The following is a 23,852-nucleotide window of genomic DNA, read 5'->3' as shown; positions in this document are numbered from 1 at the left end:
GCCTGTTCCGCTCATTTCGTGATACATTCCGGGGGTATCTGCGTATAGTGTATGTGTGTTTTGTGGTTGTGTGAAGCCGGAAAGTGACAACGGTAGTGCGTTGCATAAATATATTGAAAATTGTGTTGACTATTGCGTACATATGCAATACGAATTTCAAATTGAAGCTGTGTTTGCGTACGGAGGTCCATTCGGATGCAAATACTCGAATTTTAAGATGTTATATGCTTGGTTGAAAGTCTGAGATTTGAGTGCGTTAAAAGAGCGTCTGACATCGTGTGGCTTTGTGGAAAAGGCTGTTTTGCATCGTGCAAAAGCCTTTTTCGCATGCTGATATGGGCTGTATGGAGTGATGGAGAAGGCCGTATGGCATATCGGAATAGCCTTTATTATGCCAGACCGCCGGACCATTGTCTGTATGGAGCAGAAAAACGTGCGGCCGGATATCTTTTTCCTGTTTTATTATCCGTTTTTTTTCGTTGCTTATCGTTTTTTATCTTGCAAAAACTATATGTCCGTATTTTTTACTTTCGGAATGAATAAATATTCATTGTATGGGAGTCTTCTCCTGTGGCGTTCTGTCTTGAGTCAGAAATGTGAACGGGCGTGTAGCGGTGCGGAACAAGGCATTGTTTTATGAGAAAAAACAAGTGTGGAAACTATAAAATGTGACGGAAAAGTCCGATAGTTGAGAATATTTTATACTTTTGCATAATATGAGCCGTCTTCTGCAGAGACAGATGAAAGCACGGCCTGCATATAAAACAGACAAACAGAAAAGTACGTTTTGCCAGATGATAAGTGCTCTTACCTTATATGAGTTGAACAATATTGTGTCGGAAGTCATCAGTTCGGTGATGTCCGAGGAATATTGGGTGGAGGCCGAGATTTCGGAGCTGCGCGTGGTTCACGGCCACTGCTACATGGAACTTGTGCAGAAGGCGGAGGACACGAAGACGCCTGTTGCCCGCTCGTCGGCAAAATGCTGGCGCACTTATTGGACACTTGTACGTACGGCTTTCGAACGTGTCACAGGACGCGAACTTTGTGCCGGAATGAAGGTTATGATGCGTGTGCATGCCGACTTTCACGAGGCTTACGGCTTTTCGTGGATTGTCACCGACATAAACCCCGAATATACGCTTGGTGACATAGCGCGCCGTCGCCGCGAGATAATAGCACAATTGAAAGAGGAAGGTGTGCTGGAGTTGCAGAAAGAACTCGTGTTGCCACTCTTTACGCAGCGTGTTGCCGTCATCTCGAGCGACAATGCGGCAGGATATGACGATTTCTGTAACCAGTTGCATGGCAACGACAAGGGACTTGCTTTCTCCGTAAAGCTTTTCCGCGCAGTGATGCAGGGAGAGGCAACGGAAAGCAGTGTCATTGGAGCTTTGGACGCTATATACTCACAGGTCGACAAGTTCGACGTGGTGGTTATAATAAGAGGTGGCGGTGCCACAAGCGATCTGTCGGGTTTCGATACGCTCAGTCTTGCGGAGAACGTAGCCAACTTCCCCCTGCCGATAATAGTAGGCATCGGTCACAACAGAGATGAGAGTGTGCTGGACATTGTGGCCAACCAGAGCGTGAAGACTCCCACGGCGGCTGCTACTTTCCTTGTGGACCGTCTTTCTGCGGTGGCTGCGCGTGTGGACAGCGTGGCGTCGTATGTCTCAAAATATGCGCTGGACAGGATAGAACGTGAGAACAGTCGCATGAAGTATCTTTCCACGGTGCTGCCCTCGCTTTATGCGGCGGTGAAAAGCCGGGAAATGTCGCGGATCACGCAGTTGCGCGACAGTCTTTATGTGGCCGTGAGACAGACTACGGCTGACGCAAAAGCCGCTCTTGATGCCATGCCCATGCGTCTGGCCGGTGCCGTACGTCAGAATCTGACGGCAGAGCGTCATCGTCTGGAAATGCTCGGACAACGTACGGCGGCGGTCGATCCGCAGCGCATGTTGTCGCGTGGTTACAGTATCACTCTGCACGATGGCCGGGCTGTGACAGCTGCATCGGCGCTGCGTGAGGGCGATACGCTTGAGACGCTTTTGGCCGACGGGCGTGTGATATCCAAGGTTGACAGAATTTCAAAAAACAAAAGATAGAATTTTATGGCAAAGGAAACACTGAAATACGAGGAGGCGATGGCACGCCTTGAGAATATTGTCTCGGACATGGAGAACGGCAATCTCGACATGGATTCGCTCTGCGAGAAGGTGAAGACCGCGCAGAAACTCATAAAGATGTGTCGCGACAAGCTCACCCGTACGGACGAGGAGATAAAGAAAATACTGACAGACAATCAGTGAATACAGACCGGATCGGCTCTATTTTATAGCATCCGGCCATTTTGTGTGACATTTTGTTGCAGAAGAATATTTTTATTGCTAATTTTGTCTTTTTGTTATTTCATTATATGAGATATATAAATAATTCATTGTTATGAAAGATATAGATTGGTCATCTTTGTCGTTCGGATATGTTCCGACCGACTATAACGTGCGTTGTTGCTATAACAACGGCAAGTGGGGAGAGATTGAAGTTTGTTCAGACGAATATCTGAAACTGCATATGGCAGCCACCTGCCTCCACTACGGACAGGAGGCTTTCGAAGGTCTGAAGGCTTTCCGCTGCCCGGACGGAAAAGTGAGAGTGTTCCGTATGGAAGAGAATGCTGCCCGTCTGCAGAGCACATGCCGTGGAATCATGATGCCGGAAGTGCCGACAGAACTGTTCTGCGAGATGGTGAAGAAGGTGGTGCGTCTCAATCAGGAATACATCCCGACATACGAGAGCGGTGCGTCGCTCTACATTCGTCCGCTGCTCATCGGTACCACAGCCCAGGTGGGCGTGCATCCTGCAACGGAATACATGTTCCTGATATTCGTGACTCCGGTAGGTCCGTACTTCAAAGGCGGATTCTCGACCAATCCTTATGTCATCATACGCGATTACGATCGCTCAGCTCCGCTCGGCACTGGTATATATAAGGTTGGCGGCAACTATGCGGCATCGCTGAAGGCAAACGCCATCGCACATGAGAAGGGATATGCCTGCGAATTCTATCTCGACGCTAAGGAGAAGAAATACATGGACGAGTGTGGCGCGGCCAACTTCTTCGGTATAAAGAACAATACGTATGTCACACCTAAGTCGACATCCATACTTCCGAGCATAACAAACAAGAGTCTTATGCAGTTGGCACGCGACTACGGCATGACCGTTGAACAGCGTCAGATACCGGAAGAGGAGCTCGAGACATTCGAGGAGGCAGGAGCATGCGGAACAGCTGCTGTCATCAGTCCTATATCCTACATTGACGATCTGGACACAGGCAAGCGCTACGTATTCAGCAAGGACGGCCAGCCGGGACCTGTTTCAAAGAAGCTGTACGACCATCTGCGCGGCATACAGTACGGCACTGAAGAGGACAAGCACGACTGGACAACTGTCGTGATAGGCTGATGCAGAAAACGGAAAGAAATAAAGTCTAATTTTAAAAATATAAAAGAATTATGTTGAATCAGAAAATAGAAGAAGCAATCAACGCACAGATCAATGCGGAGATGTGGTCGGCTTATCTTTATCTGTCAATGGCTGCTTATTGCCATTCGCAGGGAAATCCCGGCATGGGCAAGTGGTTTGAGGTTCAGTTCCAGGAGGAGCAGGACCATGCCAAGATTCTTTTCAACTACGTTATCTCACGTGGCGGCAATGTGACTCTTTCGCCCATCGAGGCGGTTCCTACAACGTGGAACTCCATTCTGGATGTATTCGAGAGCACACTCGCTCACGAACAGAAGGTGACATCGCTCATCAACAATCTTTTCGCACTGACAACGGCTGAGAACGACTATGCCACACAGAGCATGCTGAAGTGGTTCATCGATGAGCAGGTGGAGGAAGAGGAGACCGCACAGACCATTATCGACAATCTGAAGATGATAAAGGACAATGGTTACGGACTCTATATGCTTGACAAAGAACTCGGCGCACGTGTTTACACACAGGCATCGCCGCTGGCAGGCAAATAATGTATCGGTATGCTGATGACACCGCGTTATGAAGGACGCGTGATGTCGTGATATACAAAAACAGACCGGCAGGTAAGTCATTCTATACTGTGACTTTTTCCTGCCGGTCAGTCTTTGTTTATTGTCTGTTATTTCCGCAGAAGTCTATTTTTTCTTTTTGAACGTGATGGGGAGGTTGTATTTCATGTTTACGGGTTTGCCATCCTTTGTTGCCGGTGTGAATTTCGGAAGAATATCTATCACACGTTCTGCTTCATGGTCGAGACATTGATTAACGCTTTTGGTCACGCTACTGTTGCATACGGTCCCGTCTTTTTTTACTACGAAACTCACAAGAACCCGTCCTTCGATGTTGTTTTTCCACGCATATTTGGGATATCTGGTGTTTTGTCTGATGAAATCCATTAATGCACTGATGCCACCGGGAAACTCCGGCAGAACATCAGCGTGCATGACAACGTCTTGCTCTTTGACACTGTAGTCGTATGTCGGTTTGATGTAGCTGATGTATGTCTTGCCGTTCACAGTTGTGGTTTCAAGAGGGATGGACGTCGTTGTTTCATATTCCAGACCAGGATTGAACGTGTAAGTCACAATATAACTGTTGTCGCCCATATGTTTCACCTCAAGACTTTTTAGTGCATCCTCGCCGCTGTCCTGCGCCCGGATTATTTCGTCGGCCATGGATTGCTTTGAAACATTGTCAATCTGTTTTATACATTCAGGGGTGAGATATTCTTTTTTTATTTCTTCCGGAGATTCGCCGGAATCCATGAATGTGGCGATATAACGTCTGTAGAACTCGTATATCCGTTCTTTGGCTTCGGCATCATCCGTTTTGTTCGGACCGACGACGGTGTTTGTTATGAGGAATGGTTCCTGTTTTGTGGTAAAAGTCGTATTTGATTCTGCACTTAATGAAGAAACAAGTGCGAATACAATGATGGTGTTTCTCATATTTCTTAGTGTTTAATGTTAATAGATATAATAGTGGTAGTCTGTTGTTTTATATGAAATCCCTTTTGTTTCTGTACCGGTTTGAATCAGTATATACAGGGCATTGTGCGAAAATAAATAATAATCTGATTTTTGACAAGATATTTGTCGTGAATGTTTGTGCGAAGTCCTGTTTTTTAACTATTATTTCTGTTCTGTAGAAATTCAGTGGAGGTTAATCGGAATACTGCGGTTTCAATCCTGTATCCGCATTTCTGACTTCTGTTGAAAGAGAAGCAAAAGAGGGCAGTTACAGATTTTCAGTATCCTGCGGTTTTTCTGTCTGAGTTTTCTGTTCTACCCCGAAAAATAAACGAATATTTGCGCGCGGACTCTTCCTCGGACGCAAATATGCGAAAAATAAGAGTTTCGTGTAAAGCACTGAATATTAGTAGTTTATATGTGAAATAGATTTTCCGGCCACGCAATAGGCACCATATTGACACGTGATACAGCCCGTTTCAGAGCATAAAACGCACCATATCACACCCTGATCTGGGCGTAAACAGAGGCTGATATGGGCATTATCGGAACGCAGGACGGATTGTTCTGCATTCTACGATAGGATATACCGCATGGTTGTAAGGCCTTAACAAGCCTTTCTTATGCGGTATTTAACATTCCTTTACACCTCTTTCCCGAATTCAGTTTGTCAAAAAAAAGTCAAGAAAAATCGTAAGTTCATAGCCTGAGTTTTCTTTAAGAAAGCCGATATCAGGCATGAGAAAAAGTACGGGGTGCATGCTTCCCGGTTGCGGTGACGATTTATCGGTTGTATCAACGTGAATGGATTGTAGTCGCAACGTGGATTCATCCTCACGTTAACCCCGAACGGTCATTGTTCATATCACCCCGTGCTGTCTGTAAGTTTTCCGACACTCTGTGTTAATTCATGAATAAAACCTGTTTCATACAGAATTTATACAGAGTCGCATAAAGCCTGTCAAGGACTCCGGCATTGGATTTTCCGTGCAAAGACAGGCTTTTATGTTTTCTCTTATTTTTTATGTATGAATATTCTGTTCAGAGCGATATGCCTTTCTCCAAGTCAAGTCGGTTGCCCTGATTTGTCGAGTTGTCTTGTGTAATATTGACTGGAATGTCAACTGTGTAAAAGGTCGCATCAGGTGAAATTTGCTGCTGTGGCAGGGCATTCACCTGTTTGTAAAGTATTTCTGCAGCTTCCGCGTCTTCGTCTTCATGGTAAACACAGATGAAGCATGAGCCGATTCGTTGGAACAGACTTTTCGGTGTGCAGATTGCCAGTTCGCCATCTTCGGTCAATGCAATGCGCAGTATCATATTGCATTTTTTATTTATTGATATTTGTGAGGCGACGCGTTGCAGTATTTCTTTTGTGTTTGCCGGCATCTGTGCGAGCGTAATCTGTTCGGACAAGTCGTCGTGATTTTTGAAGAATCTTATGGAATTGCCGACGTGAGGATAATCTTTCATTGTATTGAAGTGTATTTCGTCGCGTCCCATAAACAAACCTCTTGATCCGGCAGATTTCTTCTCTACTTTCTCGTAATCCATGAAAACAACCTGGTTGTATCCGCGCGGGACGAATGAAATGCCGTGGAAATTCGGCCTGAATGTGTTTATTTTGAGATAAACGTCCACGTTTCCGTCGTAGGCAGGATCGATGGAGTAGTCGTTGTGTTCGACAATGCTGTCGGGTGATACCACCTCCCATGTGCCGCCGGCAAATATCCCGGGCTTTTCCATATTTGTACGGAAGCTGTACCATTCGTGGTTTTCGTTATATACCTTGAACTCCGGTATGTAAATGGTATGACCTATGTATTTGCCTACACGTTGCCACATGCCGACGGCGTCTTTTTCTATCTGTGCCATCTTTGACTTGCGTTGTGCGGTCTTGTCTGTTTCCTGTGCAATAGTGCATCCGGTAGTCAGTAACAATGTTATTACTGCTACAGCTAATCTTTTTGTGTTCATAGTTTTAGTGTTTTATGATAATTGTCTGTTTAATGCTTGTTTGTTGTTTGTTATTTTATGAGGAACGCGTTTGTGTTTGTCGCAATCATTGACATGCGGTAGTTTGTTTTCATGCCGTATGCCGTGCCTGCTTCCCATTTTATGTTTCTCAGTTTTTCTTTCATACGTTGCTTAACTTCGTTTTCTATTGGCTCGCTGTTTCTGTCGGCGATATCGATTATGTTGATTTTATCTATGTTGCCGTCGGCATATACCATGAATGTTATCATTGCCATCCGGTCGCCCAGACCTTTTATGTTGCGCATGACAGTGTTCTCTGTACCGTCGGCCATGGTTTTGAAGGATGGCAGTTCGTATTGTTTCATGTCGTCGGAGTTGAATATGAGTCCACTCATGTATTTTCTGATGTTCGGATCATCTGACGGTGATGTGTTTATATTGTCAACCACATAACGGCCGCCGCTTATTGACAGATGGACGGCTATATGCTTGTATTCGGCTTCGGGAGTAAACAGTGCCTTTGCATATTCCACTATGTACCAGTTCATTTCGAGTGGTTGTATTTTCAGCGTTCGTTCTGCCCAATGGTCTATTTCGCTGTCGCCGAGTAGCGCTTTCTCAATATTGTCTCCCATACGTGACATCATGTTGTCAGTGAAATATTTGTTTATGCTGCTGTTTTCAATCTTTATGCCATGCGGTGTGAGGCCCGATATGCATGAGGAATACAGATTGTATAGCATGCGTTCCGGAGTGGTGATTGCTTTTTTGTTGTTCATCCAGTTCAATGGCATTGTCATTATCATGCTTACGGCTTTGCCGTTAATCTGTGCGGGCTGCCATTTGGACATTGTGTAGAACATGTCTTCCACGCGCTTGTTTTGTTCGGCTGTAAGCGTGCCGATGCTGTGTACATCGGTCACGGTGCCATCGCTTCTCACTATAAAGCGCACTATAGTCCGGTTGTCTGCACGTAGTATGTTGCCGATGCGTTCCTGAAGCTCGCGTTCTGAGCCATTATAGACAGGCAGTTTGTCAGCATGTGTGTAAACCTTCTCGTTTCTCAGTTCTTGTGATAGCAGATTAGCTATACCGCGTTTTTCATCGGTAACAATGCTGTAACGCTTATCTCCGGCCATGCTTTTATATATACTTGCCATTGACCTGAACCGGGCAGGCCATGCGCTTTGCTTTTTCTCATTTGCAGTGTAATTATTCACGCTAATTGATGTCATGTATGATTTCCCTGTATGTATTTTCCCGTTTTTATCTATATGACATTCCTTCGCTTCTATCAGCCATGAATTGCTCCACGCATTATTGTGCTTGTTGAATTCCCAGTTATCCACATCGCGTGCTTCTGAAATGTCGAACGTAAGCAGTGTATCGGCTTCGTCGCATAATCTGCTTTCTATGCCGAATACGGTTTTGCTATCGTCTATACCGAGCTTTTTCCTGTCTGTCAGTTTTCCTTTTTTATCGATGACGGTCAGATAATAGTCTGTTGATGCTTCATTTTGTTTACTGGTGAATGTCACGATGTAACCGCCGCGCAGTGTCATTTTCTGTGCTTCTTCGGCCGGACGTCCTTTGCCTGTGTCTATGGTTCTTATGGTTTTTACGCTTTTCAGCTTGTCGAGATCTATGTCTTCTGTATTTTTGTTTGCCGTACTGTCGGTTCTGAATACGGGAATATCTATATTGTCTTTTATTTTTTCGATTATCTCCTTTCTGCTTTCGTCCATTTTGTTTGCCACCTCTTCTATTTTCGGACTGGCGAATGCTATCAGTGCAAATGCACTTGCCGGTATGATATAAAAGTATTTACAGATAGTCCATCTTTTGGATTTATCTCTCAACATCATTATTATTCGTGATTTGAGCGATGTGTGTGAGAAGCCGTTTGCTACATTAAGGAAATGTGGCTTTGCAAGACGCGATACAAGCAGGAGCTGATATGTTTTCATATCTGTGCCTTGGCGTAGAACATATTCATCTGCCTCGTATTCGTGTATAGCACATAGGTCGTGGCGTAACATCCAAAGTACGGGGTTGAACCATTGCAGAATCTCGGCGAATGTAATGATTATAATATCCACCGAATGGCGGCAAGCCACATGTGCACGCTCATGAGCTATCACAGCATTGTAAGAAGGTCGGGCTGCGTCAGTCTCACCGATTACAATGCTTTTCATCCAGCTGAAAGGGGGAATGTCGCCCTTGTGACAATATATTGTCGTGTTGTTGAGTTTGCGCTTCCAGACACAGTTTCGGTGTATGTAAAGATACAGCGATATTATTTGTACAGTGCGTAGGATAAAAATAGAGAATGTGCCGGTTGCATACATTATAAGCAGGATTGTCGGCCATAGACTTTTATTATCATGACGTTCTGATGATGCAGCGATATGAGTGTTTGTATTCTGAATGTTTGTTGTTATTGTGTTTTCGTATTCAATGTGTGTTTGGGTGTTGGAGATTTCATTCTCCTGTGACATTATAGGCTCGCGTAATAAAGCCTGGTCAAGATAACCGGATGTGATTACTTCTAATCTTGCGCTGTTTGCACTGATGTTCATCGCAGACGGATTTCCCCATGCTATGCGGATTGAGGGTATGATGAACGATGCTGCAAGTATTGAAAGCAATACAATTCGATTCATACGATGTCTTGTTTCATTCCGTAGGAATAGAGAAAACGGAAGGTATAGCAGGGTTAGACAAAATGCCGATTTTATCGAATAAATAATAAGAGACACCATAGGCAAAATGATAATGATTGTTCTTATTTTTAATTACAGGTTCGCGTGGATTTTTTTATTTACTGTTTATCAGTTCGATAATCTCTTGTAATTCGTCATTACTAAGATTTTCGTTTTCCACAAAAAATGAAACAAGCGATTTGAATGATCCTCCGAAAAAGGTGTTCTTCATTTCATTGGTTTCAAACTTCAGATATTCTCTTTTACTTATGGATGGATAGAAAACAAAGTTTTTCATTCCTTTGTGTTTTTCGTATTTGACAAATCCTTTTTGTGTCATGATTCTCAAAAATGTGGCTAATGTTGTATATGCCGGTTTTGGCTCGGGAAACATTTCGAGAAGTTCACTGATAGTGGCTTTTTGTTTCTCCGAATTCCATAACATCCCCATTATCTGCTTTTCATGTTGGGTCATCTTTCTGTTTTTGTCCATAAGTAAGATTGTTTGTGTGAAACTTTTTTACAAATATAGATATTAAGGAAACACAGGACAAATAACCATCTATTAAATTTTTAGTAAACGATGGAATTTAACTTTTATTTTTAGTAAATGGGTGCGATGTGTTATATTCCTTGCCATTGATACCAACTATTGATATTAATAATGTATATGAATGTGAAAACGGATTGTTTTTGTTTTGTTTTGTGTTCGATTTACAGTAACTTTGCCAACAAAATTATATACGAAAATATGGGCAGGGGAAAATTAGCAAAGTTTGCTGATATGGAACGATATGAGAACGTGTTCGAATATCCGTATTCCGTTGTGGAGCAGAAACCTTTTGATATGAAAGGACATTGGCGTGAGCAGTATTTTAAGAATGATGGTCCTATAGTGCTTGAACTTGGTTGTGGACGCGGTGAATATACGGTTGAACTGGCAAAGCGTTTTCCTGAGATAAACTTTATTGGTGTTGATATAAAGGGTGCAAGAATGTGGAGCGGAGCAACGCAGGCGCTTGAAGAGAAGCTGCCGAATGTGGCATTTTTGCGTACCAATATTGAGATAATAGACCGTTTCTTTGATGTTGATGAGGTGCAGGAGATTTGGTTGACATTCAGTGACCCTCAGATGAAGAGCGTCAGAAAACGTCTTACGAGTACGTATTTCATGGAACGTTATCGCAAGTTTCTCACGGATGGAGGGCTGATACATTTGAAGACGGATTCAAATTTCCTTTTTACGTATACATCATATATGGTTCAGAGAAATAGTCTTCAATTGCTTTTCTCCACTGAAGACCTGTACCATACAGATGGACTTGACGAACAGACACAGAGTATTCTGGGAATAAAAACATATTATGAGAGCCAGTGGATTGAGCGTGGCCTTAATATTCGATATATGAAATTCAGACTCCCGCATGAAGGTGAGTTGCATGAACCGGATGTGGAAATCCCACTTGACGAGTACCGCAGCTATAAACGTACCAAACGCAGTAGTCTCACTGTTGCGAAATGACAGCATTAAGTTGGAATAATTCTTTATATTTTATATTCAGGAATTTATTTTTAATATAATATTACAGTGTCACTGTATTTCTGCATAATAAACTTGCAAGCGTGATATACAGTGACATTTGGTTTGATTATCAAGAATATTGAATTGTTATTAATAAAGTAAAAGCTAAATTCTTACACGGCATGAACAGGAAATTTTTATTTATTGCATCTCTATTGCTATTGACCGGATTGTCCGGTTCTTGGGCAGACACGAAAAAGGAACCTGTGTCGTATGTCAATCCTATGATTGGAACAAGTGGCATGGGACATACTTTTCCTGGAGCGTGTGCTCCATTCGGAATTGTGCAGCTCAGTCCGGAGACAGACACTATCCCCCAAAATATCAACGGCCGATATGTCGGAAAAGTCTATGCTTATTGCGCTGGTTATCAGCATGAGGATCCGACAATTGTCGGTTTCAGTCATACACACTTGAGCGGAACCGGACACTCTGATCTCGGAGACATCATGATAATGCCTCAGACGGGTGCGTTGAAACTTAATCCTGGTATGGCTGATAAACCTGAAAACGGTTATCGTTCGCGTTTCTCGCATGATACGGAGGTTGCAGAACCGGGATATTATGGTGTTACTCTCAGTGATTATAATATTAAAGCCGAGATGACAGCCACACAGAGAGTCGGTGTGCATCGTTACACATTCCCTAAAGGCGACGATTGTCGCATTATTCTTGACTTGCTGCACGGTATTTACAATTATGACGGTAAAGTGCTTTGGAGCAGTTTGAGAGTTGAGAATGATACGTTGATAACTGGTTATCGCATCACTAACGGCTGGGCACGCTGCAACTATACTTACTTTGCCATATCGCTCAGCAAACCGATAAAGGATTATGGCTATAAGGACATGAAGACTCCGAAGTATCAGGGATTCTGGCGGAAGTTTAATGTCAATCGTAATTTCCCGGAGATTGCAGGACGAGATATCGTTGCCTATTTCAATTTCGACAATAGCGACTCTCAGCAGCTTACTATAAAGGTAGCCTTGTCTGCCGTAGGAACAGACGGTGCTTTGAAGAATCTCCGTGCAGAAGTAGGAGGAAAATCGTTTGATCAGATACGTACGGAGACAGAAGGATTGTGGAATCATGAGTTAAGTCTGATAGAGTGTGAAGGTACAGATGATCAGAAAGCAATGTTGTATACATCACTTTATCACACAATGATAAATCCGTCCATATACATGGATGTGGACAGAAAATATCGCGGACTTGATGGTAATATACATGTAGCCGAAGATTTTGACAATTATACAATATTCTCAGTTTGGGACACATACCGTGCGTTACATCCGTTGCTCGGACTTATAAAGCCGGACCGTAATACAAACATGGTGAAATCAATGATTGCCCATCAGCAGCAAAGTGTTCATCATATGTTGCCTATATGGAGTCTTATGGCAAATGAGGGATGGTGTATGACCGGTTATCATGCTGTTACAGTTCTTGCCGATGCGCTTGTGAAAGGTGCTAACATTGATCGTGATGCTGCGATGAAGGCAATGGTGGAAACGGCAACATGTCCTTATTATGAGAGTCTGGGAGATTATATGAAGCTCGGTTATGCTCCGTTTGACAAAAATGGTACGGCGGCTTCAAATACATTGGAATATTCTTTTGACGACTGGACCATATACAATGCAGCAAAGCAACTGGGTATGAGTGATGTTGCCGGACAGTTTGAGAAACGCGCACTTTATTATCGCAATACATTTGATAAGAACGTAGGATTTGCAAGTCCTCGTTATTCTGACGGTTCTTTCAAAAAAGACTTGGATCCTTATCAGACATCTGGTGAGGGATTCATTGAAGGCAACTCATGGAATTTCTCTTTCCAGGCACCTCAGGATGTGTTCGGACTTATAAATCTTTTCGGTGGCGAGAAGGCATTTGTCGGAAAATTGGATAAGCTCTTTGAAATGGATCTTCCTGCGAAATATTATGAACACAACGAAGATGTTACCATCGATTGTCTTGTCGGCGGATATGTTCATGGCAATGAACCTAGCCACCACATCCCTTATCTCTATGCGTGGACATCACAGCCATGGAAGACACAGACATGGATGCGAACAATCATGAACAAGATGTACCGTAACCATATACGTGGTCTTGGAGGAAATGATGACTGCGGTCAGATGTCAGCATGGTACATATTCTCTGCAATGGGATTCTATCCGGTATGTCCCGGCAGTGACCAGTATGTGCTTGGCGCACCTTATCTTCCTTATATGAACGTTACTCTTTCAAACGGAAAGCACATAACTATAAAGGCCCCGAAGGTAAGCGACAAGAACAGATATGTGCAAAGTGTGAAGATAAACGGCAAACCATATTCGAAGTTGTACGTAACTCATAAGATGTTTACTGATGGTTGTGATATAGAGTTTGTCATGAGTAGCAAGCCGAATAAAAAGCGCGGATTGGCTGCAACAGACAAGCCTTATTCTATGACAAAGGGTGAATAATGGTTTATCAATCTTAAGAAGAGATATTCAAAGGATAAATAAAGAACATTAATAACAGAAAACTATGAAAATCAGAAAAACAGTTACAGTGGCTGCTCTTGCTTGTGGCCTTATGATGTTCACTGCGTGCGGAACATCCAAAAAGGCTGCTTCAGCCGATCAGTGGGAAAGTTTTAAGATAAAGGACATCTATTTTGATGATCAGACTCCGGACAGCAAGGGTTCTAAGATTTATCATGCCATAATACCTGATCCCGAAGCATACATAAACAAAGTATCGCGTGAGGTTCTCAATACACTGTATTTCTCTCCGAAAGACAGTATTCCCGCTCTGGACAGACTGCATTACAAACTTGAGGATACAGACGGTATTTCAGCTAAAGGTGGTGGCAACGGTTTCGTGGACATCTTCTACAGCACCCGCCATGTAGAACATTCGTTCGCCAACAATGATACTGCGCGTGTTGATTTCGAGACAAGAGGTGTGCTGCTTCATGAACTAACACATGCCTTCCAGCTTGAACCGCAGGGTATAGGTAATTACGGAAACAGCAAGACCGTATGGGCATTCATCGAGGGAATGGCCGACGCTGTGCGTGTTGCCAATGGCGGTTTCCATGGTGAACAGGATCGTCCGAAAGGCGGCAATTATATGGACGGATATCGTCATGCTGGATATTTCTTCGTATGGATAAGAGATCATAAGGATCCTGATTTCCTGCGCAAGTTCAACCGTTCTACTCTTGAGATCGTTCCATGGTCATGGGATGGAGCCATAAAACACATTCTTGGCGATAAATATACTATCGACGGACTGTGGCACGAATATCAGGTTGCTGTTGGCGACATAAAGGAATAAAAAACTAATCAGAATGAGAAAATACTTTTTAATGGCAGTCATGGCTTTGTCCATGACTGTTTATGCAAAACAGGATAAGGCCGAACGGCTGATAGATTATGTCAATCCGTTTGTCGGAACAGACGGATACGGCAATGTATATCCGGGCGCGCAGATTCCTTTCGGCGGAATACAGATAAGTCCGGACACAGATGAGCATTTCTACGACTGCGCTTCCGGATACAAGTGGAACCGTCAGTCTATACAAGGTTTCTCGCTGACCCATCTTAGTGGAACAGGTATTCCTGATCTTGGTGACTTCCTTTTCATGCCCGGTACCGGGGACATAAAACTCGATCCAGGCACAGACGAGAATCCTGATGAAGGTTATCGCTCCCGTTTCTCTCACGAAGAGGAGAAAGCCACTCCGGGTTATTACAGTGTGATGCTCAAGGATTATGGCGTGAAGGCAGAGATGACCTCGGCAGTGAGAAGCGGCATTTTCCGTTTCACCTATCCGAAATCAGACAAATCATTCATCCTTATTGATTTCAACCATACGTTGTGGCAGAAATGTATCTGGTCGAACATTCGCGTAGAGAATGATAGTGTTGTGACAGGATATAAGCTCGTAAAGGGATGGGGACCGGAGCGTCACATATATTTCAGAGCAGTATTCTCAAAGCCTCTGAAGAACTTTATGATATATCAGGACAAGAAACCGGTGATATACAACACATCACGTTTCCGCAGCAACCGTGAGGCCTGGGGACCTAACATTATGTTTACTGCGTCGTTTGCAACTGACGATAATGAGGTGGTTACGGTGAAGACATCCATCTCGGCCATCAGTACCGACGGTGCGGCTCTCAACATGCGTGAGCTCGACGGCATGACTTTCGACAGTGTTAAGGCACTTGCCGAACAGAAATGGGAGAAGGAACTCTCCACATATACCATAAAGGGAATACAGGAACAGAAGGAAACTTTCTACACATCGGCATATCATGCCGCATTGTGTCCGTTTGTATATAATGACGCTGACGGTTCTTATCTCGGACTTGACAAGAACGTTGAGAAGGAGAGCGGCTTTACAAACCGCACCGAGTTTTCGTTCTGGGACACATACAGAGCATTCCATCCGCTGATGAATCTTGTGCATCAGGACATACAGGCCGACGTGGCCAACTCTATGCTTGCACACTACGACAAGAGTGTTGAGAAGATGCTGCCTTACTGGTCGTTTGCCAGCAACGAGACGTGGTGTATGATAGGTTATCACGCAGCAGCCATACTGGCCGACATGATATGCAAGGACGTTAAAGGTTTTGATTACGAACGTGCTTTCGAAGCAATGGTCACGACTGCAATGAACAATAACTACGACTGTCTGCCGGAATACCGCTCTCTCGGTTATGTGCCGTTCGACAAGGAGGCGGAATCTGTATCAAAGACATTGGAATACGCTTACGACGATTACGCCATCGCTCAGGCAGCAAAGAAACTCGGCAAGAACAAGGAGTACGAATATTTCATGAACCGTGCCATGAGCTATCAGAATCTCTACGACAGCCAGACCGGATATATGCGTGGTAAGGACATAAACGGCAAGTGGCGCACACCGTTTGCTCCTGTGGCTTATCAGGGACCTGGTTCAGTAAATGGCTGGGGTGACATCACAGAAGGTTTTACTGTTCAGTATCACTGGACTGTTCCGCAGGACGTTCAGGGACTTATCAACCTGATGGGACGCGACCTATTCCGTTCACGTCTTGACTCATTGTTCCTTTATGAGCTGCCGGAGAACATCCCGGGAGCTCACGACATTCACGGACGTATAGGTGCTTATTGGCACGGAAACGAGCCTTGCCACCACGTGGCCTATCTCTACAATTACATCGGAGAAGGCTGGAAATGCCAGAAGTGGGTGCGTGAGGTTGTCGACAGATTCTATGGCAACAAGCCGGGCTCGCTTTGCGGAAACGACGACTGTGGTCAGATGTCGGCATGGTATATATTCAACTGTCTCGGTTTCTATCCTGTATGTCCGGGCAGTGGATACTATAACTTCGGTTCACCGGCACTGCCTGCTGTTGACGTTAGGATGAGCAACGGACGCCATATCAGAATGACAACCAAGAACTGGAGCAAGGATGCCGTATATATTAATAAAGTATATGTTAACGGAAATCTCTACACCAAGTCGTATCTGACATGGGACGATGTGAAGAACGGCATCGACATAGAGTTTGTCATGAGCAAGAAGCCTAACAAGAAGTGGGCCGTCGCCAAGGAAGATATTGCTCCTTCGGTTTCGACTGACGGCAAGACCGTAGCATACAAGCACGGCATGCAACTTTAAGATTGATTCATTCATTATTTTTATACTCTAAGGAGGACGGCCCGCTGATGGCTGTTCTCCTTTTTTGTAGGCAGATATATGCCGTGTAAGATTAAAATATCGGTATTGTATCATAAATGATTCTGACATAATGTTGCGGGAATCATAACCTGCCCTTGTTTATTGTTCTAACTGTAATGTTTGGCAGCGCCGGTTCTGATTTGGTGCTTTTTGAGCTATGAAACGTACTGTTTCAGGCTGTGATATGGGCTGTTTCAGACTGCAAAACGGCCTATTTCATGGGACGATATGGGCTTTATTACAACCCAATATAGGCTTTAATATTACATGAATTGGTGAGAACCACGTTTTTGTTATGTTTTATCCTCCTTCCCGCTTTTTGTTTCATGCGGTTTGTGGCATTATAATATTTGTTGTAACTTTGCCGTTGCAATCGGCTCTTTATAAGCCGTGTGTTTAGGTTCAGACCGAAGTATTGGTTTAATGCTGCCGAGTAATGCGGAAGAAATAGCGTTTTAGGGCACGGTTTTTGCAGTTGATAAGAATAATTATAAGCAACGAATATTAATCAAAAAAACAAGATATTTATGGTATTATATCCTGAAATGATAAAGAAGGCGCTGGCAACCGTCATCTATCCAGGTACGAAAAAGAACATCGTGGAGAGTGAGATGCTTGCCGACAACCTGAGAATAGACGGCATGAAGGTGTCGTTCTCGCTCATTTTTCCGCGCGAGACAGATCCTTTTCTCAAATCAGTTGTCAAGGCAGCCGAGCATGCAATCCATTACTATGTGTCAGAAGAAGTGGAAGTGACGATAGACACTGAATTCACATCGAAGGCACGTCCGAAGCCCGGTAAGATGCTGCCGCAGGTCAAGAATGTGGTTGCTGTGAGCTCCGGTAAGGGCGGAGTGGGCAAGAGTACCGTAGCAGTCAATCTTGCCATAGCGCTGGCAAAACTCGGCTACAAGGTCGGAATACTCGATACAGATATCTTCGGTCCGTCACTGCCTAAGATGTTTGATGTGGAGAAAGAACGTATATACAGCGTCGAGAAAGACGGTCGTACACTTATTGAGCCTCTGCAGAAATACGGAGTAAAGCTGCTCAGCATCGGATTTTTCGTCAATCCGGATACTGCAACGCTCTGGCGTGGCGGTATGGCCTCAAACGCTTTGAAGCAGCTCATAGCTGATGCCGACTGGGACGAACTCGACTATTTCATTCTCGACACACCGCCGGGAACAAGCGACATCCATCTCACACTGTTGCAGACACTCGCCATTACCGGCGCTGTAATAGTCAGCACACCACAGGATGTTGCCTTGGCCGACGCCCGCAAAGGTATTGACATGTACACGAATGATAAGGTGAATGTGCCTATTCTCGGTCTTGTGGAGAACATGGCATGGTTTACCCCTGCCGAACTTCCCGAAAACAAATACTTCATCTTCGGTAAGGAAGGATGCAAGAAACTGGCCAAGGAGATGAACATTCCGCTGCTCGCTCAGATTCCTATAGTACAGGGATTGTGTGAAAGTGGCGATGACGGCAAACCTGCCGCTCTCAACAGTGACTCTATTCTCGGACAGGTATTCCTTAATCTGGCCCAGGCTGTGGTGACAGTTGTCAATCGCAGGAACAAGGAAATGGGGCCGACTAAGATAGTGGAAGTTAAGAACTGAAATACAAACGTGTAATACCCGATATGAAAAACTCCGTGGTGACCGATCTGTGAAATGATCACCACGGAGTTTTCTTTTATTATTAATTAACGTCTCTTCATCGGACTGATGTACGGCGTAATAATATTGCTGCAATCACGCAGTGGTCGGTCCGTCTGTTTTATCATTTATTCCAGATAGATATTTATTCGTTTGCCATCGGCATCTCTTACATACACAAGCCGGTTGCTTTTCAGAACTTTACCGTTGACAGTGGTCTGCATGTATGCTCCGGTTGTTTTAAGTTGGTGTGAGATAAGGCCGGTGTCGTCTATATCTTCTTCGTCGTCGTATGTGGTATCAATGGCGAAGGATGAGAAATATTCAAAAGAGCCTTTGCTGTATTCCATCATACCGAGTACATTATCGTCGAACCAAAACGCGCCTTCGTATATTCTCTTATATTTCACCTTTGTTCCGTCAGAGCTGAAATCAGTATAGCGTATGGAGGGCTTTTTGTCATAAACTATGGTAAAGGGTACTTTTCCTATGCACACCCATCCGGCATATACGGCAAGTTCCCATTCTCCACGGGCTACGAAGTTCTCCGTGTCCAGTTCCTTGAAGTCACGTCTATCTACATAAATATGTTTATTAAAGTTTCCCGGATCCACCATGCCGATTTCAGTGTATGATTTCTCTCCCAAAGGTTTTGTCTTCAGATAGAGTGCCTCGTGAAATTCTCCGGAAAGTTCTCCCGGTAATGACAACTCGCCTGTAAGATTTACTGTCAATACTCTGTTTATGACAGACTCGATAGTGACGTTGATATTGTCTATCTGCATTTCGCTGTTGTAGAACTTTTCCATACTGTCAGGACAACCTTGCTCATAATATACAAGGTGAGGATGGATGTATTCGCCCTGTTCCACTTTCTTCTTTTCCTGTTCAGACACCATGAATGCACGCACATAATATGTTTTGTGCTCCATATTTTCCGGCACATCCACCCATACATAATCGTCCACCGGATCCAGCGGAACCAACTTAGATACATATTCACAATTATTGAGTGTCACTTCAGGTGATGTTCCGAAAACCAATCCGCAATACACTTTATTCTCAATCTCATCGCCATAATTTCCTACATTATAATCGCGGATGAATGTTGTGTTATGTATAGGCGATGCCATTATTCCGATCTGATTGTAGTCTCCTGTGCGTTCATGTGCATAGTGTACGAACATGTATGTGTAGAAAAGGTCTTTACGCAGAGTGGGAGTTGCATCTTCATAATAGTAAGCGGTTTCACAGAACTGCTGCATGGCTTCATCGTTGTCCGATGCGGAAGAAGTGTTGTATTTACCACGACTCACGCCTGCGAATATATCGTTGAGATTGCTTGTAGCGGGTTTCGGCAGGAAAGACACAGTCTTATACACAGCCTTGAGGTATGCTGCCATTTTCTCAAAAGCGTTTGTGCCTGTAGGGTTTGTGTATTGAAAGTCAAAAGAACTGTGGGTCCATGTGTCGTTGCAGTATGACACATACATTTTGCTGCCTTGAGTGAAGAAGTAGTACCACACTCTGTTGATACATGCCTGGCTCAAACGGCATTTGTCGTCGAACATGAATATGGCGTCATAGCTGTCCATGTCGTCTATCTGTGCGAAATACCCTCCATTGCGTATGTCGGGCGAGGCCTGCATCCTCAGATAGTTGTCAAACCTGATGGCCCATTTCCATCCATAGTTCACCAAATCCTCGTCATCAATTTTCTCAACTTTAGGAGCTTTGTCCTCTTCGCTTTCAGTACATCCCGACAACGTGCTCATTGCCAGCAGTATGAGGGGAAGAAAGTAAAAAAATTTTCTTACCATATTCTTTCTTTGATAATCGAATCCTGTTTGCTGTATCGACAGAGTGGGATTCTTTGTGTAAAGATTATTTATTTTTGTTTGTTATAGAATTCTTGTGTGTAATGCCATTGTTGAAAATATCACGTACTTTTCTTATGCCATTGCTTTCGTCTTTCAATATGTTTACAGTGTGTACTGTCCGTTATTTTGTTACATCACTTAGTTTTAAGATGAGTTGTCCGACTTCTATTCATTTGTTCAGACCGTATCTGTGGTTTGGATAAATGTCAGTATTATTGGGCTGTTTGTTTCTGTATTAGTATTATATTCCAATGTTTTGGTATATGTATTGCAAAGTTACGGCTTTATTTTGAATATATGTATATTTTCTTAAAGCAATATAAATAAATATTAAATACGCGGTCTTTGTGCGTATTAACGGGTATGGAAGGCATTGTGGTCCTTTTTCCGGGAGATAGAAAGATAGGTGACGCATCTGGTTTACAGGAAATATTGCCCGATGCAGTGATAGATGTTGCTGTTGTGTCCGTTCTTTTGATTTACTATTTTATACTTATGTCGTCAGTAGAGTGGATTATTACAGCTTTGTCGCATCCCTCTATATGGTTGCCTGCAAGCTCCACGTGTCTGGCGTTGCGTATGGCTATGCCGCATCCGTTTGATCCGTTTCCAATGATGGTATTGCCATATATGCGTATGTTCTCATGCAGGAATGTATTGTCAGTCTCCGGTGCGTCTATCACAACAGCAATGCCTGATGCACCGAACTGTGTGCCTGCACCGAGGCCGCAGTTCACTATCACGTTGTCAGATATGGTTACGTCCTTTGCGTGGCTGCCTTCTTTCCATCCTGATTCTGCACCCACATGTATGGCTGTGCCAGTACAACCGCGGAATGTGTTGCCTTTTATTTCCACGCCACGGGTTTTCACAAGCACTCCGCGTGCCAGCTGTCCCCACACCGTGGAGCGGCAGAAACTGAGTTGTGGAAGCTTTGATGCGTTCAGAAGATAATACTCGCCGTAGTTTTCCGGCAGCTCACCGTCGAGTCTTATCCTCACGTCTTTCTCCTTCTCTTTGTGTTCCACGGCCGTTACCACAAATGTTTTTTCAGGCACAAGTGTAGCTATGCGCACAAGTTCCATACTGTCGCCTATGCACGGAACGTCTGCCATCTGTGCATGGGTGAATGTAGGCGATTGCAGTTGCAGTGTGGCAGTGCCGTCTGTTACTGAGGCAATGTTGTGATAGTATCCGTGCACATTTGTGGCGTCATCGCCCTGTCCGCGGAAACAGCATTGGTCGAAACTTATCTTTCCTCGGCATGATGCGAAGTGCGTGGCATCAGTATTGGTGGAGAACAGAAATCCTGGAGCCGGACTGACAGACAGTCGGCATATGGTGATGTCGGTGCTGTCGAATCCTACTATGCCCATGCCCGGTTGCGAGTGTATGGTTACTCCGTCGAGTTTTGTAGAAATGCTGTTGCCTATGAATATGGCCGGACGGAAATGGAATGAATGGAGGGCGGCCATGTATGTGCCCTGCAGACGTTTCGGGATACGGCCTTCAAACTCCACGCGGTTGCCGCCAAGTAGTCTGCGTTTGGGAAAATAGAGCGGTTCTGCGTAGAATCCGCTTATGGCGTCATCCCATAGCGTGATGCGTGTTATGGGTATCTCGTTGGTTATTATGCGTCTGTCGTCAAATTGTACTACGAAGGAGTTTTCGTTCACTTCCAGCACCGTGCCTTGCGAAAAAGGTTTGCGCTTGTAGTCGATAGTCAGTCCACGGACGGTGACGTTGCGGCAGTTGGTTATGGACAGAGGTTCCATCCATCCCTCACACATCAGTGTAGCACCTGAAGCCTCTATTGTCACGGAGTCAGAGCCGTCGAAATCGAGACCGCGTACGTATGGATAATACGGAGTGAAGATCACTTTCTCCGGGTCGCCGCCCATTTTTCCTTGCAATACTTCATGTTTCAGTTGTTCGGCCTTGGAGTCGCGCAGGCGGTATGTGCCCGGCGGTATGGTCAGGGTGGTGCCTGGATGTTTGCGGCAGTATTCGGCTGCTCGGCGCAGGGCTCGGGTGTCGTCCTTGCCGTCGTCGGGCACAGCTCCGAATTTCAATACCGAAATAGACTGGGCCGGGAGTGACAGAGGGTGGAGTGTCCATAGCGTGAACACAAAAAGTAAGAACATTTTATTTGTGTAGGCTCTCATAGATTTCAGGTTTGCTTTATGGCAAAGTTATATATTTCTTTTCATTTATCAAATGCGTTATCCGTTTTATTTCCGGTACATGACTGATATTTGGCTCAAACCCGTGTAATCAGTATTATGCATGTCTGCATTGTTTACAATTTATATTTATGCAGAGTCTGTGGGTCTTGGAAGAATTCTATGTGAATCAGTTTTATTAATGGTGTGAAATATAATAACGTAAAACTTACGTACAATATATGAGAGGATAAACTGTGAGAGGCATTGCTTCATATTTGACAGATCCGTGTTGCCATAATCGGTGGGTCGTCACCGCAGGAATGATGCATTTCTTCTGTATTCTTCCTTATGCCTCAAATCTGTGTTTTGAAAGAAAACTCGGGCGGAGAACTTACAGATTTTCTTGACTTTTTTTTGACAAAAGAAAATCGCAAAAGAGATGTGAAGGAATGTTAAATCAGACGTATCGGAGGTCTTTCCCGGCCCGATCGTCTTGTCATATACCCTGCGGTAGAGTGACGACTGGTTGATAATGCACTCCGATTATGCCCGTTTCAGCCTGTGTTCTCGTCCATTTTAGGGTGTGATATGGTGCGTTTCAGCCCCTGAAACGGGCCATATCACATGCTGAAATGGTGCTTATTGCATGACAAAGAAAATCTTCTTTGTTGTAAGTCTTTGATATTCAGTATTTTGAATATGACTCTTATCCCTTGCGTATTTGCGTCAGAAGGAGTGTCTATGCGCAAATACTTGCTTATTGTTTGGGGTAGAACAGAAAACTCAGATGAAAAATCACAGAATTCAGAAAAACTGAAAGTGGCCCATATCGGTTAGCTTTCAGCATAAGACAGCAACGTAGATAAGGAATTGAAGACGCAGGCTTTTTTTTGAAATCAACCGTCGCTGAATTTTTACAGAACATTGTTAGCGGTAAAAAGTCTGACATAGGGAAAATGCAAAACAGACAAGCTGCAGGTTGTGGACCGGCTTTCGGAAATATAAGGACATGTTGATTGTGCTTGCCACGTATGATGTCGGAAAGCTTTTCTGCGTTTCAGACTTGTATGAAAGAGTATTGTCTCGTATGCGTTCTGTGTGCTTTGGTCTTCCGGAGCGATGCTTATTGCTTG

The 23,852-nt window shown here is 44.2% G+C and carries 15 protein-coding genes; 9 read left to right on the top strand and 6 right to left on the bottom strand.

Annotated elements, in window-relative coordinates; genetic code table 11:
• The first annotated feature begins 794 nt into the window (after positions 1–794).
• From xseA to WKT13_RS05245, 4 genes are all read left to right on the top strand, one after another.
• Positions 795–2,111 (top strand): exodeoxyribonuclease VII large subunit, encoded by a 1,317-nt coding sequence (gene xseA / locus WKT13_RS05260; RefSeq protein ID WP_445323587.1) that lies wholly within the window; start codon positions 795–797, stop codon positions 2,109–2,111.
• A gap of 6 nt (positions 2,112–2,117) precedes the next feature.
• Positions 2,118–2,315, top strand: a complete 198-nt coding sequence (gene xseB / locus WKT13_RS05255; RefSeq protein ID WP_340323135.1) for an exodeoxyribonuclease VII small subunit — start codon at positions 2,118–2,120, stop codon at positions 2,313–2,315.
• Between the two features lie 133 nt (positions 2,316–2,448).
• Positions 2,449–3,471: a branched-chain amino acid aminotransferase gene (locus WKT13_RS05250; protein ID WP_340323134.1), complete on the top strand. Its 1,023-nt coding sequence runs from the start codon at positions 2,449–2,451 to the stop codon at positions 3,469–3,471.
• Between the two features lie 50 nt (positions 3,472–3,521).
• Entirely contained in the window at positions 3,522–4,040 is a 519-nt protein-coding gene (locus WKT13_RS05245; RefSeq protein WP_298619913.1) for a ferritin, read from the top strand.
• Between the two features lie 144 nt (positions 4,041–4,184).
• On the opposite strand, the gene WKT13_RS05240 is transcribed toward WKT13_RS05245, so the two are convergent.
• From WKT13_RS05240 to WKT13_RS05225, 4 genes are all read right to left on the bottom strand, one after another.
• A complete protein-coding gene (locus WKT13_RS05240) occupies positions 4,185–4,997 on the bottom strand; it encodes an energy transducer TonB (protein ID WP_340323133.1) in 813 nt (270 codons plus the stop codon).
• 1,062 nt (positions 4,998–6,059) lie between these two features.
• Positions 6,060–6,995, bottom strand: a complete 936-nt coding sequence (locus tag WKT13_RS05235; RefSeq protein ID WP_340323132.1) for a hypothetical protein — start codon at positions 6,993–6,995, stop codon at positions 6,060–6,062.
• A gap of 50 nt (positions 6,996–7,045) precedes the next feature.
• Positions 7,046–9,658, bottom strand: coding sequence for a M56 family metallopeptidase (locus WKT13_RS05230; RefSeq protein ID WP_340323131.1), 2,613 nt, complete (start codon positions 9,656–9,658; stop codon positions 7,046–7,048).
• A gap of 154 nt (positions 9,659–9,812) precedes the next feature.
• Positions 9,813–10,190, bottom strand: a complete 378-nt coding sequence (locus tag WKT13_RS05225) for a BlaI/MecI/CopY family transcriptional regulator (RefSeq protein WP_340323130.1) — start codon at positions 10,188–10,190, stop codon at positions 9,813–9,815.
• A gap of 258 nt (positions 10,191–10,448) precedes the next feature.
• Between WKT13_RS05225 and trmB the strand changes: the two genes are divergently transcribed.
• The 5 genes from trmB (at position 10,449) to WKT13_RS05200 (ending at position 18,635) form a co-directional block, all read left to right on the top strand.
• Positions 10,449–11,219, top strand: a complete 771-nt coding sequence (gene trmB / locus WKT13_RS05220; protein WP_340323129.1) for a tRNA (guanosine(46)-N7)-methyltransferase TrmB — start codon at positions 10,449–10,451, stop codon at positions 11,217–11,219.
• A gap of 182 nt (positions 11,220–11,401) precedes the next feature.
• Positions 11,402–13,747: a GH92 family glycosyl hydrolase gene (locus WKT13_RS05215; RefSeq protein WP_340323128.1), complete on the top strand. Its 2,346-nt coding sequence runs from the start codon at positions 11,402–11,404 to the stop codon at positions 13,745–13,747.
• A gap of 64 nt (positions 13,748–13,811) precedes the next feature.
• Positions 13,812–14,606: a basic secretory protein-like protein gene (locus tag WKT13_RS05210; protein WP_445323580.1), complete on the top strand. Its 795-nt coding sequence runs from the start codon at positions 13,812–13,814 to the stop codon at positions 14,604–14,606.
• Positions 14,607–14,619: 13 nt separating this feature from the next.
• The gene (locus tag WKT13_RS05205; protein ID WP_340323127.1) at positions 14,620–16,947 is read left to right on the top strand and encodes a GH92 family glycosyl hydrolase; all 2,328 of its coding nucleotides are present in this window, start codon (positions 14,620–14,622) and stop codon (positions 16,945–16,947) included.
• A 587-nt stretch (positions 16,948–17,534) separates the two neighbouring features.
• Positions 17,535–18,635 (top strand): Mrp/NBP35 family ATP-binding protein, encoded by a 1,101-nt coding sequence (locus tag WKT13_RS05200; protein ID WP_298619923.1) that lies wholly within the window; start codon positions 17,535–17,537, stop codon positions 18,633–18,635.
• A gap of 167 nt (positions 18,636–18,802) precedes the next feature.
• Here WKT13_RS05200 and WKT13_RS05195 read toward each other — a convergent pair whose 3' ends face one another.
• Positions 18,803–20,494 (bottom strand): hypothetical protein, encoded by a 1,692-nt coding sequence (locus WKT13_RS05195; RefSeq protein ID WP_340323126.1) that lies wholly within the window; start codon positions 20,492–20,494, stop codon positions 18,803–18,805.
• 542 nt (positions 20,495–21,036) lie between these two features.
• Entirely contained in the window at positions 21,037–22,698 is a 1,662-nt protein-coding gene (locus WKT13_RS05190) for a right-handed parallel beta-helix repeat-containing protein (RefSeq protein WP_340323125.1), read from the bottom strand.
• Between the last annotated feature and the right edge of the window lie 1,154 nt (positions 22,699–23,852).

The sequence above is a fragment of the Prevotella sp. HCN-7019 genome (assembly GCF_037890215.1).
Taxonomy (GTDB): Bacteria; Bacteroidota; Bacteroidia; order Bacteroidales; family Bacteroidaceae; genus Prevotella.
The sequence above is the reverse complement of the archived record's forward strand: the minus strand, read 5'-3'. Positions and strand labels throughout refer to the sequence as shown.